The organism is Streptomyces sp. PH10-H1 (assembly GCF_030063355.1).
Taxonomy (GTDB): Bacteria; Actinomycetota; Actinomycetes; order Streptomycetales; family Streptomycetaceae; genus Actinacidiphila.
This window is the reverse complement of the sequence record NZ_JASISZ010000119.1, coordinates 1-15,129: the sequence shown is the minus strand read 5'-3', so window position 1 is coordinate 15,129 and position 15,129 is coordinate 1. Positions and strand designations below refer to the sequence as shown.

Annotated in this window: 12 protein-coding genes and 1 CRISPR repeat array; of the genes, 5 read left to right on the top strand and 7 right to left on the bottom strand. The window is 69.8% G+C overall.

The window, feature by feature from the left end; translation table 11 throughout:
- Positions 1 to 272 precede the first annotated feature (272 nt).
- Positions 273 to 1,190, top strand: coding sequence for an IS5 family transposase (locus tag QMK24_RS38515; RefSeq protein WP_283471551.1), 918 nt, complete (start codon positions 273 to 275; stop codon positions 1,188 to 1,190).
- Here the strand turns inward: QMK24_RS38515 and QMK24_RS38510 are convergent.
- Positions 1,147 to 1,683: a hypothetical protein gene (locus QMK24_RS38510; RefSeq protein WP_283471549.1), complete on the bottom strand. Its 537-nt coding sequence runs from the start codon at positions 1,681 to 1,683 to the stop codon at positions 1,147 to 1,149. The genes QMK24_RS38515 and QMK24_RS38510 overlap by 44 nt on opposite strands.
- A gap of 281 nt (positions 1,684 to 1,964) precedes the next feature.
- Between QMK24_RS38510 and QMK24_RS38505 the strand changes: the two genes are divergently transcribed.
- Positions 1,965 to 2,324: a hypothetical protein gene (locus QMK24_RS38505; RefSeq protein ID WP_283471548.1), complete on the top strand. Its 360-nt coding sequence runs from the start codon at positions 1,965 to 1,967 to the stop codon at positions 2,322 to 2,324.
- Positions 2,325 to 2,753: 429 nt separating this feature from the next.
- Here the strand turns inward: QMK24_RS38505 and fxlM are convergent, their stop codons facing one another.
- From fxlM to QMK24_RS38475, 6 genes are all read right to left on the bottom strand, one after another.
- A complete protein-coding gene (gene fxlM / locus QMK24_RS38500; protein ID WP_283471547.1) occupies positions 2,754 to 4,832 on the bottom strand; it encodes a methyltransferase, FxLD system in 2,079 nt (692 codons plus the stop codon).
- A 30-nt stretch (positions 4,833 to 4,862) separates the two neighbouring features.
- On the bottom strand, positions 4,863 to 6,125 hold the full coding sequence (locus QMK24_RS38495) for a lanthionine synthetase C family protein (RefSeq protein WP_283471546.1): 1,263 nt from the start codon (positions 6,123 to 6,125) through the stop codon (positions 4,863 to 4,865).
- Positions 6,122 to 9,199 carry a lantibiotic dehydratase gene (locus tag QMK24_RS38490; protein WP_283471545.1) on the bottom strand — a complete coding sequence of 1,026 codons (3,078 nt, stop codon included), beginning with the start codon at positions 9,197 to 9,199 and terminating at the stop codon, positions 6,122 to 6,124. The genes QMK24_RS38495 and QMK24_RS38490 overlap by 4 nt, the downstream gene beginning before the upstream one ends.
- A gap of 86 nt (positions 9,200 to 9,285) precedes the next feature.
- Entirely contained in the window at positions 9,286 to 9,432 is a 147-nt protein-coding gene (fxlA, locus tag QMK24_RS38485; protein WP_164294782.1) for an FxLD family lanthipeptide, read from the bottom strand.
- Positions 9,433 to 9,626: 194 nt separating this feature from the next.
- Positions 9,627 to 9,968, bottom strand: coding sequence for a hypothetical protein (locus QMK24_RS38480; RefSeq protein WP_283471544.1), 342 nt, complete (start codon positions 9,966 to 9,968; stop codon positions 9,627 to 9,629).
- On the bottom strand, positions 9,961 to 10,461 hold the full coding sequence (locus QMK24_RS38475) for an ATP-binding protein (protein ID WP_283471543.1): 501 nt from the start codon (positions 10,459 to 10,461) through the stop codon (positions 9,961 to 9,963). Before QMK24_RS38475 ends, QMK24_RS38480 begins: the two co-directional genes overlap by 8 nt.
- A 262-nt stretch (positions 10,462 to 10,723) precedes the next feature.
- On the opposite strand from QMK24_RS38475, the gene QMK24_RS38470 reads away from it, so the two are divergent.
- From QMK24_RS38470 to QMK24_RS42140, 3 genes are all read left to right on the top strand, one after another.
- Positions 10,724 to 11,596, top strand: a complete 873-nt coding sequence (locus QMK24_RS38470) for a helix-turn-helix domain-containing protein (protein WP_283471542.1) — start codon at positions 10,724 to 10,726, stop codon at positions 11,594 to 11,596.
- The gene (locus tag QMK24_RS38465; protein ID WP_283471541.1) at positions 11,597 to 11,827 is read left to right on the top strand and encodes a DUF397 domain-containing protein; all 231 of its coding nucleotides are present in this window, start codon (positions 11,597 to 11,599) and stop codon (positions 11,825 to 11,827) included.
- A 221-nt stretch (positions 11,828 to 12,048) separates the two neighbouring features.
- Positions 12,049 to 14,091: a CRISPR direct-repeat array (repeat unit 29 nt; unit sequence GGGTCCATCCCCGCGGGTGCGGGGAGCAG).
- Between the two features lie 723 nt (positions 14,092 to 14,814).
- Positions 14,815 to 15,054: a hypothetical protein gene (locus QMK24_RS42140; protein ID WP_283514959.1), complete on the top strand. Its 240-nt coding sequence runs from the start codon at positions 14,815 to 14,817 to the stop codon at positions 15,052 to 15,054.
- Positions 15,055 to 15,129 lie beyond the last annotated feature (75 nt).

Here is a 15,129-nt window from a genome sequence, read left to right as displayed (position 1 = left end):
CTCACCCGAACGCGGACGGAGCGACAATACACACCTCAGCAGCTGTATCGGTCAACGAAGCAGCCCGAGCATGCCCACTCACCCCGCCGTTCAGACCGACCCCACCAAGATCACCGACAGAGTCAAGTTAAGTGGCTGTTGTCGTACCGATCTTGAGGCTTGTCGATCGAACGGGAGTCCCGATTAGGTGATCGTGGGGTGTTCGGCGCATACAAGTAGGGCCTCCTGAACAGCTCGTTGGTGTCGAATCACCGAGCAGCAGGAGGCCCCTGGTGTCGCAGTCTTGCGTGCCGATGTACGGCCAGTCCAGCCCGGTCACCCGGGAGTGTGACTGCCTGGCTCACTGCTTCGGGAACGCCGCCGACAACCGGATGCGTGAGCGCCGCTACCCGACCGACATGACGGACGCCGAGTGGGCCGTGGTGTGCCCGCTGCTGCCGGTGCCGGGCTGGCTGCGTGGCCGCGGCGGACAGCCGGAGGCGTACTGCCACCGGCAGATGTTGGACGCGATCCGCTATCTCATGGACAACGGCGTCAAGTGGCGGGCAATGCCGGCCGACTTCCCGCCGTGGGACCGGGTGTACGCCTTCTTCCGCCGCTGGCGTGATCATGCGCTGGTGAAGGAGTTCCACGACCGGCTGCGCGCGAAGGTCCGGATGAGGGCGGGGCGGGACGCGGAGCCGACCGCCGGTGTGATCGACTCGCAGTCCGTCAAAGCGGACGCCGTCGTCGGCGCCGACAGCCGCGGCTACGACGGCGGCAAGCAGATCAACGGCCGCAAACGGCACGTCGTGGTCGACACGCTCGGCCTGCTGCTGGGCGTGATGGTCACTGCCGCGGACACCGGCGACCGCGCCGCCGCCCAGGTCCTGCTCGGGCAGGTCGCCGACGCACACCACCGACTGGAACTGGTCTGGGCCGACGGCGGCTACACCGGCCCCCTCGTCGAGCACTGTCTGGCCACGCTCGCCCTGGTCCTTGCGATCGTCAAACGTAGCGACGACATGCGCGGCTTCGTGGTCCTGCCCAAGCGGTGGATCGTCGAGCGCCTCTTCGCCCACCTGATGCGCACCCGCCGCCTGGCACGCGACTACGAACGCCGCACCACCAGCGCCGAGGCGATGATCTACTGGTCGATGACCCTGCTCATGACCCGCCGCCTCGTCCGGCCACACCCTGAGCGAGTGTGAACCGGCCCGGCTGCCGCTCGGCCAGCCAGCCCCGCGCGACCAGACGTTTCGCCTTCGACCGCAGCGCCTCCACCTTGGCCGGCACCGCGTCCAGACCGAACATCACGGCCAACTCCTGGCAGGTCAGTGGCCCTTGATGGAGCCGGTCCCTGTCCGAGAGCGCCTGCACAATGCGCTGGTAGTCCACCGACAGCACCGACCAGGCCAGCCCCTCACGCCACACCGGCACCTGCGACTTCGGCTTCGCCGAATCCCGGGGCGCCGACGGCCCGCCCGCAGCCCGCGGATCCGGAACGTCCTCCGTGTCGGCGGTGCTGCCGCAGTCCGGAGCCAGCACCGCATCGACCCGCCTGCGGGCGATGACCCACTCCTGCCATTCCAGCTCGGCCACGGCCAGCTCGGCCTGGATACGGTCGGCCTCCTCACGCAGCCCGTCGACCCGACAGCGAGCTGCGAGCTCGTGCTGTTCCAGCAGTCCGACAACCGACGGCATCCGCAACCTCCCGGGGAGCGACGACACGACAAGTCACTACTCCCACAGAATCACCGCCCCTACTCCTGACCAGCTAAAACGCCGCCCACAAGTCCGGAAAGGCAACAACTTCCAAGGGGACCCGCAGCGCTGACCGTCAACGCGGCAAGTGACTGCTTCCGCCGACGGTGCCACCAGAAGCCGCCGGAACATAGCCGACGATCGCCGGTTAGCCAAACCGGCGATTCTCCAGACCATTGATGTGCTTACCCGCCCGCCCCATCCCCTTGAGGAGCACCTCCATGCCCGCAACTACCCCCCGCCCCCACATCATGGCCCTGCTGTTCGACCTGGACTTCGATCACCCCGGACGCACCTTCCACCATCTAGACGGGCGGCCCTTCACCAAGGAGGAGCAGGCCATCGCCAACGAAGCCACCCTGGAAGAGTTCCAGGCCACCGGAGTCAAGATCCACACCGAGGTGACCCAGGAGATCGCCGATCAAGCCCTGAACGACGCCTCCGAGCTCCTGCGCAAGTACTTCGCCCAGGATCCTGAAGTCGTCATCCCCTACATGACCGACGAGGACCACGGCCACTACGAGAGCCTCCTCACCATCGCCAGCGCGGACGGCGGGCGATTCCTCCCCCGCAGGCGCTGACCACACCGGGAAAGCGCCAAAACAGAACCGGCGACCGGGCCCCGGGCCGGTCGCCGTCCTGCTGTACGGGGCACCTCACGCTGGATCTGCCCCCGACGGCCTCCGGTTGGACGGGGCTCGTGGAGGCTCGCCGTGACGCTGGGGGCGGCGTCGGCACCGGAGGTGTCCCGCGAACGCTGTCAGACGACGGTCGGAAGAGCCCGAAGCCGGTCGCGGAACTCAAGGACCGACGGCACCCCGGCCTACGGCTCCAGGTAGTCGCTGAACTTCGTCAGCCGGACGTATGCCTGGTCGGAAGGACGCGGTTCTCCAGCAGCTCCAGGCCGAGGCGGCGTCCGGGGCGCCGTCCAAGTCCCGGGCGGCCAGGCGTGCCGTGGCGAGGCGGCCCGCCACCGGCCGCACCCCTCAGGTCTGCGCAATCTCCACTGATTACCAGTCGATGGTCAGGCGCGTATCAGGACGAGCAATGCGAGCGCCAGGGGCGATTTGATCCTCGGGCGTGGTGGCGGGGTATGCGGTGACGATGGGTTGTGCGGGCCTGTCCTGGTTCCAGCGACGCAGGAGGTCATTGACCTGGCCCACAAGTTTGCTGCTGTCCGGGCCATGCGCGATGAGGCCCAGCTCATTAGCTTCGTCGCTGACGGGGCGGGCGGCGATGTAAACGATCGTGCCCTCGTCGTAGAGACCCGCTCCGGCCCATCGCATGGCAGGGTCGGCCAGGCGGAGGGTGCGGGCGGCGGCGCTGACGGACAGGCGACTGAAGCGGAGGCCGCTGTTGATGGTGGCGAGCCACAGGTCCAGGTGGGCGGCAGGTTCGTCATGGCGGACTTCGATCCCGGCCCACTGCTGCTGGGCGGGGTGGGTCAGGGCCTTTGCGAGAGCAACCTCGTCGGGCAGGTCGTCGGCGTCGATCTTGAGGATGACCTCGTCGGCGAGCCGGACGTGGCGCTCGCCCATCTCGGAGGCGCCGCGCATGGGCACGAATCCGCAGACTTCGGCGTTGGTGCTGAGCATCTGGGCATCGCCGGTGCTGTCGAAGGCGAGCGAGCGGGTCAGGCCGCTGCCGTGCAGGCGAAGCGGCACGACGAGGCGTCCGCCGACGGCGAGCTGCTGCCACCAGGCCGCGGAGATGTCCCAGGCGCCCGCGGTGACGATGATCCTGTCGAACATCTTGCCGCTCGGGTCACCGAGGGCGCCATCGCCGCAGATCACTTCGACCTGGTCGTATCCGGCCGCAGCCAGGCCGGCGCGGGCACCGGCGGCCAGGTCGTCGTCGAGTTCGATGGTCACCACCGAGCCGGTCGGGCCGACCAGCTCCGCCAGGAGGGCAGCGTTGATGCCGGTGGCCGCGCCGATCTCCAGGACACGGTGTCCCCGCCGGACGTCGAGCTGTTCGAGCATGGTGGCCACCATGCTCGGGCTGGAGGCCGAGGAAATCGCGCTGCCGTCTTCAGCTCGCTTGGTCACCACGGGCTTGGGCGCGTAGGCGGTCTCCAGGTCCACGCCAGGCAGGAAAACGTGCCGGGGCACCGCGCGAAAGGCGTCCTTGACCTGGGGAGTGCGGAAGTTCCCGAGGCGGTCGATCCTGGCGATGAGGGCTTCGACCAGCTCGTGGGGGTCGAGGACCGGGGCGTCGGTGGAGTGCATGGTCACGGGCCTGACTGTAGTGGGATGGACAGGATCGTTATGGCCGCTTTGCGGTAGTGAGCTGGGTATCGGTTCCCGATGGAAGATCACGTGGCTCGCGGCAGTGGCCAGGGCGCTTTGGTGGGGTGCGGAGATGCCGTGCCGGTTGAAGGCGAAAAGCAGATGATCGGTGAGCACGGCCCGCAGGCCCCGAGTGAGGCGTCCGCGGCGGGCCAGGTCGGCGATAGCGGCTCCCGCGTTCTCGAATACGGCGGACCAGCCGGGCGCCAAGGCGAGGGGGCTGCCCTCACTATCGCTTTTGGCGGTGATGAGCGTCTGCACCGCAGCGAGTGTGCCCGGGGAGGGCTCGATCTGTCCTCGGCTCCCGCGGTGCTCTGCGACCTGGGTCCAGATGTCGCCCTGTTCGTAGAAGTCCTGGCCGGCGGCGAGCATCATGCGGGTGGCCAGCCGGACACCCAGCTCGCGGCGCAAGTCTCCTCCCCCCTGCGTACCAGCGAGGTGGTGCAGGACATGGCGGCTGTCGGCGTGGAAAAGGCTATGGGCCACCTGCATGGCTTCCGGTCCGCCGAAGCGCCGAGTTTCCGGCTCGTAGATGACGCCTTCGGCGTGGTGGATCACGGCGCGGTCGGTGAGTGTCTGGGTCAGGTGTGCGAGGAAACGGTCCGCGTCGTGGTCACCGGCAGGCAGGACGCGCAGGCGCCATGATTCGCCTTTCCGGATGAACCACCAGGCGGTGATGTCGCCGCGGTGTTCGGCGTCGATCAGCAGTGGTCCCAGGTGGTGGGCAGCCATCTGTTCGGCGGCCTGCCAGGTCTCGCACCACAGGTTGACCTGCCGCCAACGGCTGTCGGGTTCGCGCATCGTCGCAGTCCAATCGGTGTGAGGAGGTGTTCAGCCGAGGAGAAGGCAGGCGGGCCAGCCGCCGTGCGTGCCGGTTGCGAGGGTGTGCAGCGTCAAAGCGACGCCAGCGCTGCCTTCGATCAGGCCGGGCAGGGCTCCGGGCGGGACGCTGCGGGCCTGGGTAAGGAGCGTGTCGAGCAGCCGCGGCAGGTGGGCGGCGATGTCGGGGGTGGCCGCGTCTGCGGCGGCGTGCCAGGCCGTCATGAGCAGGCCGGCCCACCCGTGGCACAGGGCAGGGTCGTTGATGCGGGCAAGCTGGACGGGGTCTGCCAGGCAGCGGGCGAGAGCATCTTCGGCCGCTTGCTGGCGTGCCCGGTCGCCGAGGGCGAGGGCGGCCAGTTGCTGGGCGCGGGCCAGGCCGGGGGTGCCGTAGCACCACGAGGGCCGGAGCGGCCCGTCCTGATGAGGCTGGCCGGTGAGTAGTTCGGGCAGGCTGATCCGCTCGGGCCACCACGGTCCTGTCGGTGACTCTTGCCGCCAGTCCTCCAGCCACCGGCTAATGCGGTCGAGAGCTGCGGCCTGCCCGTCGACAATGACCTCCCTGCCCATGGCCAGGGCCAGGATCGCGAGCAGGCCGGAACATCCGTGCGCCATTCCGAAGTTGGCTTCTCCCGCAGTGAAGACGGGATCGCGGTCGCGGGCGGAGCTGTCGGAGGTCCACCAGCCCGGCGCACCTGCCCCCGCTTCGTCGGCCGCCGCCACTGGCTCGGTCAGCCGCACCAGGTAGGCCAGGATTTGGCGCACCAGGTCTCCGCTGGGATCCCGGTGAAGGAGATGGGCACCGAGCCCGACGAGTCCGCGGGTGAGGTCAAACTCGTACAGAGTCGGACGTTGTGCGGCATCGATGCGCGTGTGGGCGGCGTCGAGGCGGGTGCGCACCAACTGGGTCACCGCGTCATCAAGGCGGTCGGTGGCGCCCGGGTAGCTGCCTGGGGCAGCGACCTGGAGGGCGAAGGCGAGCGCCGGGGCGCCGAACCACAAGCCGGCGCCGGGCCCGGCGGTCAGATCGTCGCGGGTGGCGCGGGCCAGCCACGCGCGCACCGGCTTGTCGTCGGCCAAGCCGTGCCGGGCGCGCAGTCCGTGCAGGACGGCGACGCCTGCGGCGCCCTTGGACAGCGACTGGTTGCGCCAGCGCGGGCTTCCCGGGCTGTAGTCGTCGCCGTGGTCTGACTGCGGCAGCACGGTCAGGTCAGCGGCGAGGTGGTCGGCCATGGCCTCGGCTGCGGCCTGTTGCCCGGTCTCCAGCACGGTCATCGGTTGATCTCCTCCTGCTCCGTCCCCTGGCCCGATGCCCAGGCCAGGGCGATGGCCCGAGCGAGTTTGTCCGTCATCGCCTCGGCGTCGGCGTCGATGCCGAGGGCGCGGATGTGGTGCAGGTGCAGCAGCGAGGTAAGGACCGAGCCGGGCGTCACCCGGGTGGTCGAGGGAGTGAGACAGGCGGCATACCGGGCGGCGGCCTGGGCCCGCGCCGCCCAGGCGGCGACGATCTGCGGGCCGCCGGGTAACTCATCAAGGACCTGGCCGCCGGCAATCCGCAACGTCTGCCGGCGCATGGCGCGATCCCGCATTGGCCCCCCGCCTGCGAGCTGGGGGTGGTCGATGAGCCAGCGCAACCCTGTCGATCGGCTGCCTGTCATCGCGACCGTCAGGTCGGCCAGGCTTGCTGCGGTCAGGGCCTGTGGATGCAGGTCGCCCGAGACGGACAGCGCGGCGAGCTGGGTGCAGACGGCTGCGGAATCGGCGGCGAACAGCGCTTCGGCCGCCACCATGGCTGCCCCAGTCCCGTACCGCCCGGTCTCCGGGTGGTAGGCGTCGAAGGCGATCTCTCCGACGAGGCCGAGCTGCCGCAGGCCGTTCGCCCAGGCCGCCACACGGCCGGCCGCGCGGGCACAGTCCGCATCGTGCAGCCGGATGCGCAGGTGCGGGGAGGGATGGCGGTAGCGGACGAACCACCACTGGGGCGGCGTGACCCACCGGGCCAAGAGGGCTGGCACATGGTCGGTCAGTAGGGTGTCGAAGACCTCCGCGCGCCCGTACAGCTTGACGTACACCACGCCTCTGCCCGGGTGGCGCTCTGCCAGCGGTAGCGGTGCCGGTCCGGTCAGGAACGCGGGCGCTGGGGCGGGCGGCGCGGTCGCGGCGAGCGGGATGACGATCTCGTGGGCTCGGCCGCCGAACCATCCGTGGTCGGCTGCGGTGGGGACCTCGGTCAGCGTGACCGGGCCGGTGGCCGCGTCCAGGTGTGCGCGGAGCAGGTCGCGGTCCATGGCCTCGTCCAGGTTCAGCCGCAACTGCCGGTCGCCGGAGCCGACCGCGATGCTGGGGGGAAGGCGCCGCTGTTCGCGGATCGTGTCCAGGGCCGTAGCCCATTCGCGCCGGGGCGCCGTGGGGCCGGACAGGTCGGCCGGGTGCAGGCGCCACTGGGCAGGGGCCAGGATGCTGCGGCCGTAGCGCAGGCGCGGCAGGAAGGGCAGGCCGGAGGCGGCGCCCCAGTCGAAGGACATCACCTGGGGGTGAGCGGAGCGCGGGATCTCGAACAGCAGGCGTGCCAGGGGCGGCATCGTGTGCCGAGCCCCGGTATGGGGGAGCATCGGCTCCACCACCCGCCGCCGGGACAACGACACCACGTACAGCTGGTGCTGGTCGGCAGCGACCGCGAGGTCCCGCACCGGGATGCGACCGGAGCCCGGCTCGCGGTGCTCGGCCAGGGTGATCATGTCTGGCAGCACAGGCGGGACACGCAGGATGTTCTCCTGCCGTACCTCCTGGGGCGGAAAGGACAACTGCGCGGCGAGCGCCCCTGCAACCCCGATCGGCAGCTGCGCATACAGGTCGGACACCTGCTGCCGCTCGGGCTCGTCCAGCAGGGCCAGGAACCGACCGGTATTCGCGGCCAGCCGGCCGAACCCGCGCAGGCCCAGGGCGAAGTCGCCGCTGTCCAAGGCGGCCGTCGTGGTGGCGCGGACATCAACCCACAGGTCAACGGGTGATACCGGCCGCTGACTTTCCCCGGCGGCCAGCGCTTGAAAGCGCTTCTCGTGGAGGACGACCTCATCGGCGCCGTCCAGCGCGGCCTGCTGGGCCACGGTGAGCAGGGCCTCATCGCGTAGTGACAGCTCCCGGCCACCGGGATGTGCGAAGTGGCGAGGAACGCCAAGCCCGGTCGTGGGATCGACGAGCTGTTCGACAGCCACCAGCGTGCCGGGCCCATACCGGCCGAGGAACCGGCCGTGGTACTCGCGCCACGACGCGTTGCCTGCGGGGGCCGGGCTCAGCCGGATGAGTGCGCTGGCCGCCTCGGCTGCTTCCCACGCCACCGCCTGCGGCAGCACCACCGTGGCCCCGAGCCGCAAATCAACGGTGAGGGGCTGATCGACGGCGGCGGAGATCGCGCGCATCCGCGCCGAAGTCTCGCGCCTGCCACACCACTGTGGCCATGGCTCGGAGCGGTCGGCTTCTCGTAACAGGGTGTGAATCGCGTGTAGTTCACCGACCAGCGCTTGCGTCTGGGGAAGGTTGGCCGCGTCCACCTCGTCCAGTCGGCCCAAGAGGTACGCGAGGGCGTCGGTGGCCGTCGAGGGGGGACGCAGGCTGCTGATCAGCACGCCCTGCGTGATCAGTTCTCCCACCAGCGCCTCCAGCGCCTGCACGGGGGCGCCGGGGTAATCGGCAGCGACCTTGGCGACCAGGGCGCCTGCCCGAATAGGGGACGGAGCCAGCTTCCGGATCATCTGCACCACCGGGACGTGCCGAACCGACACCTCGCCTGGCGGGCGACCGGAGGTGGCGTGGGGGTACCAGGACACCACGAGTCGCTCACCGCGGACGACGGCCAAGTCGTTCATCTGCAATGGCAGTCGGCGCCGCAGTTCCATGCAAGCTTCGAGACGGGCGATCACGTGGGCGAGCCACACCGCGTCCGCCTGAGCGCGGGTCTGGTGGGCTTCCGTCCACAGCACCGAGGTACGCGGGCCGAAGCGCGCCGTGCTCACGCCGGCGAAAGCCCCGAAGGGGGTGGCCCGGCCGCGCATCCGCGCCAGGTAGCGCGCCAGAGCCAGCGCCATGCGGCGCACCTGCCCGACATCGGTCGGCTGCTTGGCAACCGCAGCGTCGATCTGCTCGGCGAGTACCGGGCTGGCGATCGCGACGGCCTCGGCCACTGGCCGGTTCGCCCATGCCGCAGTGAGCCATCCGACCCACTGCGCGTCGCCAACGTCCGGGGACAGCCCAGGCCAGGGCACGGGCCCCGCCTGATCGGTGTGCACGCTCGCTCGCAGCATCGCCGTCCCGGTCTGCCGGTAATACGGCATCCGCTGCGCTGCCTTCACCTCGCGCCTCCCGGGCAACTGGTCCTTCATTCGGTGACGGGGGCCTGCGACGGGGACTCCCGCCGCAGGCCCCCGCGGTGACCAAGTCAGCAGTCGCCGTCCGTCTTGGTGTCGCAGCCGTCGTCGGTGCTGCTCAGCAGCGCCGCCGCCACGGGCCCGGCCGTGACGATCCTGACGTCCAGGTCGAGGTCGACCGCGTCGGCCGCGGGGCGAGTGGTGGTGCTGGTGTTCATGGCAGTCCTCCTGCTCGTAGATGTGTCGCGCATTTCGGTGTTCGATGGCCAGGCCCCGCCGCACGGAGCGTATTGACGCAACCACTCCCCGACGGCGGTTCCCGGCCATCCCCGCACGGGGGCGTTGCACACCGCGTGCGGAGGTCTGGCGGCGGTCTGCGGCCGGCCGCAGGGAGCGGGTCGGCAGGCCAGGGTCAGCTCGGAGTCTGCGGCGGTACCCCGCCGCGCAAGACCCGGCTGACGGGAACGGCGCTGGTCGGGTCCGACAGTGCCTTCACCGCAGCTTCCAGCCGCGTTGGGTCGGCGCCGAGGTAAGTGACGCCGGCGCGGACGAGTTGGTCGGCGAGGCCGCGTTGCAGGAATGCTTCGTGGCGATGTTCGGCGACGGCCACTGCGAGGGCTTCCAACGAGGTGATCGTCATGCGGCGGGTGGTCTGCTTCGGGCCGGCACCGAAGGTCATCCAGACGATGACCTCGCGCGTCTCCATGTCGAATCCGACCCGGAACGGCCACTGCACCGGCGCGGACTCAGGCACAGTTCCTCCCGGTCAGCGGCACCCGGCAGCGGACCTGCTTGCCGAGGTCGGTCCGCTCCACGGTCCACCCCGGCGCCAGAACGTCGAGCATCCACAGCCCCCGGCCGGACTCCCATTCCCCGTTGTCCGGCGGCGCCTGCCGGCGCTTCGGCACGGCGTACTGCTCGGGATCGTGCACGTCCACCCGGACTTCGTCTGGCAGGCCGTCGACCCGGACCACCACCGGCGCGAACGCTCCACACTCGCGCACCGCGTTGGCGACCAACTCGCTGGCCACCAACCGCGCCGCGTCCGCGGCCTCCTCGCCCGCCCCTGCCCCACACACCTCAGCGAACACCCACCGCCGCATCCGCGAAACGTTCGCGGCGCTGGCGGACATATGCAGGGTGAAACCGCCAGGCCGTAAGGCGAGGTAGAACCCGCAGGTGGTCACCACCGGCCCCACCGCGCACGGCAGATCGGAGAATTGGTTGCGCGCTAATGCATCGTGCATGGCGTGTGCTCCCCAGCAGGTGAGCAGGCTCCCAGCGAACAGGCAGGGCGGCCCGCGACGTTCGGGTCGGCACGTCGGCCCTCCGCGAGACCGTCGGCCTCCGGGTAGTCGGCGCACGGCATATGCCACGAAGCGCGATCGATTCGTCACGCTTCGCTGCCGTCAGGCCAGCATGCCCCAACGAACTGACTTCGGGCAACATGTCCGAACGACTTGCCTCAGATCGGTTGTCGCCGCCAGTCGGGACGGACACACTGGGCGCATGGCGTCGAAGAGGAACCCGGTCCTGAAGTCGGTCTACCGCCGTCAACTCTCCACACGACTCAAAGAGTTGCGGGAGAAGGCGGAGCTCAAGATGGCGGATGTCGCTGCCGCGGTCGAGATCAACCAGGGGTCGCTGAGCCGCATCGAATCCGGCGACCGGGGCACCACACCGGTCCTGGTCAAGGCCATGCTCGACTGCTATGGGGTGACCGATCCGGTCATACGGGAGGACATCCTGGACCTGGTCCGGGCGGATCAGGCCCAGCGCCAGCAATGGTGGCGCAAGTACTCGGCGGTCATCAACACCACCCAGTACGGCGGATACCTGGCACTGGAGTCCAGTGCGGTTACCTTGCGCAACTACGAGACCGAGCTGATCCCGGGCCTGCTGCAGACCGAGGAGTATGCGCGGCAAGTCATCACCTCCATGCGCGTCGATCTCACCCCGGTACAGGTCGACGCGCTGGTGAAGGTCCGCATGAACCGCAAGAAGCTTCTGGAGGGCGAGAGCGCCGCCAAGCTGTGGGCAGTGATCGATGAGGCCGCGTTCCGCCGGATCGAGGACACTGCCCAGGTGCTGCGAGGACAGTTGGAGCAGCTATTGGAGGCGACAGAGCAGACGCACGTCACCGTGCAGATGCTGCCGTTTTCCGCCGGGTTCCATCCCGGCCTGGACGGCTCCTTCGTGCTCATGGCGTTCCCGGAGCCGAACCCGGACGTGGTGTGGGTAGAGAATGGCCCCAACTCGGTGTACTTCGAGGGATCAGCCGATGTGGAGCGCTACACCGAGGTCTTCGACCATCTGCGGGCTCGTGCCCTCGGCCCACCCGAGACCCGCACCTGGCTCAACGACCTACTCAAGGAGCTGTGAGTGAGCACCACCAAGCCCGACCCCGCCCAGCTGGACTTTTCCGGCGTCGCCTGGGAGAAGAGCCCGTTCAGCGGGGGCAGCGACAACTGCGTCGAGTTCGGCGTCATCGGCGGCCTGGTCGCGCTGCGGGACTCCAAGCGCCCCGAGCAGACTCCGCTGGTCTTCGACCGCGACGAGATCGCCGCGATGCTCGCCGGGGCAAAGAACGGCAGCTTCGATCACTTCGCATGACCCACCCGCCGCCTGGCGGCCGAGTAGCAGACACCGGCGGCTGCTGACCTTAGGTGGGGCGGGCTGGCAGCCGCCGCCACTCTCCAAGCACGGCGATTAACAACGGAGCGATCGATCCAGCGTTCGGAAATGCGGCGAACAAGCTTCATTAGGTCTAATCGGGACCCATTCCGCAGGCGCGGGAAGCAGCCGGTCAGCAACAAGACCTTCGCTGCGGCCGCGGGTTCCTCCCTGCAGGCGCGGGGAGCAGGTGATCCGTCCGCGTGGCGTTCGGAACGGACTGGGTCCATCCCCGCAGGTGCGGGGAGCAGGCGCTGGGTGCGGCGACATCGCTGCGCCGGGTGGGTCCATCCCCGCGGGTGCGGGGAGCAGCCGGCACGGCCGGGCCTCATACGCCCAGTGGAGGGTCCATCCCCGCGGGTGCGGGGAGCAGCCGACTTCCTTCGTGATCGCGACACCGGCCGGGGGTCCATCCCCGCGGGTGCGGGGAGCAGTTACCTCCTCGTCGCCCACTTCTGGCCCCTCTGGGTCCATCCCCGCGGGTGCGGGGAGCAGCCAGCCCTACAAGATCTGAGGGGGTAGGGCATGGGGTCCATCCCCGCGGGTGCGGGGAGCAGTTGACCTCGATGCCGGCGAACGCGGCCCAGTTGGGTCCATCCCCGCGGGTGCGGGGAGCAGTACGACAGCCACCCTTCGATGACGTACGTGGCGGGTCCATCCCCGCGGGTGCGGGGAGCAGGATAAGACGGGCGACGGCGCCGCGTTCGGCCCGGGTCCATCCCCGCGGGTGCGGGGAGCAGGCGTACTCCGTCGAGGTGGGCGTGGACCGGGAGGGTCCATCCTCGCGGGTGCGGGGAGCAGTACCAGCGGCCATGCTCGAAGTTCCAGGTGAAGGGTCCATCCCCGCGGGTGCGGGGAGCAGGAGCTGGTGTCCTTCGACGAACCTCCGCCACCGGGTCCATCCCCGCGGGTGCGGGGAGCAGTCGTCCAGGAGCCCACGGGCGTAGTTGACGGCGGGTCCATCCCCGCGGGTGCGGGGAGCAGCGTCGATGCACTCGCCGCCGTCTCGTTCCTGGGGGTCCATCCCCGCGGGTGCGGGGAGCAGGTGGGTCCGCTCATCAGGAACCGGAGCCGGGAGGGTCCATCCCCGCGGGTGCGGGGAGCAGCGGCGGTCCCCGTCACGACCCAGGGCCGCCATGGGTCCATCCCCGCGGGTGCGGGGAGCAGCCCGACCGGAGCGCCGCCTGATGACCGCCGTTGGGTCCATCCCCGCGGGTGCGGGGAGCAGCTGATGGGCTACACCACGCACGTCACCGGCGAGGGTCCATCCCCGCGGGTGCGGGGAGCAGAGGACGATCCGGCCGCGCGCCGTCAGCAGCAGGGGTCCATCCCCGCGGGTGCGGGGAGCAGTTGTTGAACCCGGCGTTGATGCGCCGCAGCGTGGGTCCATCCCCGCGGGTGCGGGGAGCAGTCCTGGCCGGCGGCGGTGCGGGTGGCGTCGATGGGTCCATCCCCGCGGGGGCGGGGAGCAGCTCGGCGATCTGGATCTGCTTGGACCACAGGTGGGTCCATCCCCGCGGGTGCGGGGAGCAGAACTCTGCGACGAACGCCAAGTCACCCTTGTAGGGTCCATCCCCGCGGGTGCGGGGAGCAGTGCGGCGATCTCGTCAACGACAAGGGCGGCCGGGGTCCATCCCCGCGGGTGCGGGGAGCAGACAGCCCAGTCCCGGGACCGCAAGTACGACGTGGGTCCATCCCCGCGGGTGCGGGGAGCAGCACCAGGACAAGCAGATCCTCGTCCAGCAGGCGGGTCCATCCCCGCGGGTGCGGGGAGCAGCGGGTCGCGAACGCCTTGGAGTAGGCGGCGTAGGGTCCATCCCCGCGGGTGCGGGGAGCAGTCGACCGGTGGATTGCTGGGCGCCAGGAACTCGGGTCCATCCCCGCGGGTGCGGGGAGCAGCCCCGCCGCCGCGCGTCACCCTGACCCAAGGAGGGTCCATCCCCGCGGGTGCGGGGAGCAGATCCGGCAACTGTCGGACGCGTCGACCGCCGTGGGTCCATCCCCGCGGGTGCGGGGAGCAGACCGGTACGCGCCCAGCATTCCGCCGCCCGCGGGGTCCATCCCCGCGGGTGCGGGGAGCAGCTTCCCGCAGTGGCCGGCGCCTGACCCACTGCGGGTCCATCCCCGCGGGTGCGGGGAGCAGTCGGTGTGCTGCGTGACCGGGCCCTCGTAGACGGGTCCATCCCCGCGGGTGCGGGGAGCAGAGTGACTGACCTGCGAGTTTCCGGGAGGGCCAAGGCGTATTGAACCAACTTCCGAGAAAGCGACAAAAGATCTATTCTGCCCTCAAAGCCATACCCAGCTCGCCAATGAACAGCGTACGGACACGAGAAGCATGCGGCCATCGCACCGAGTAGTCCCGGCGAAGGTAGCCCTGGCCTTACAAGTCCTCTCGCCGCCTCCTCGACGCCATGACCGCCGCCCGCGACCAAGGCCGAGGCGTGCGCCGCATCGGATCCGTTTCCCGCTGCTCTGTCCAACAGATCCGCGCCCCTCTCCATTAAGGCTCTTCTTGCGGAACGGGTCTGACCACTCCAGATCCCAGCACAGTCGGATGAGCTCCACGCAGCTCGGAGGGTTGCAGTTCGGGTTGCATTCGCCCCCGTTCAAGTACATCCGCAGGGTTCACCGGCCAGTACTGTTCCCCAGCTCAGAACTGTGGCGAACTCTGACGTACCCCCGGACGAACAGTTGGAAAGCGTGTTGGGGGCAACCCCTCACGAGTTCGAATCTCGTATCCTCCGCACCCGCCCGCCAGGGCAAACGAAGGGTCCGACCGCTAAGCGGTCGGACCCTTCGTCGTTCCGTGGTCTCAGTTTTGGTCTCAGTTGCGCGAGGCGGACAGCCATGGACCTCCGCGGACGGGCTTCGGCCACGGCCGCCGAGGATCAGTCCGCTCGCTGGGTGACGAGTCTGGATCTCCTTCAATGCCACGCCACAGCAACCACGACAGCGGCGGCCGCCGGGTACCTCCTCCACATGCGCCGCGACGCGCGTCGGTGTGGGACGCCGGCGTGCTGCGGGACGCGGTGCGCGACTACGTCGTGGGGCATCTGGGCGATCCGGAAGCGTCGCTGGTCATCGACGACACCCAGGCGCAGAAGAAGGGCGCCGAGTCGACCTGCCGCTTCACGGCGCGCCCGGCAAGAAGCGCCAGCCGGCCGTGAAGCGAGCCGAGGACCTCCTTCACTACGCGAAGGCCCGTGACCAGTGGGAACGTCGCTCCTGCGGCTTCGGCTCCC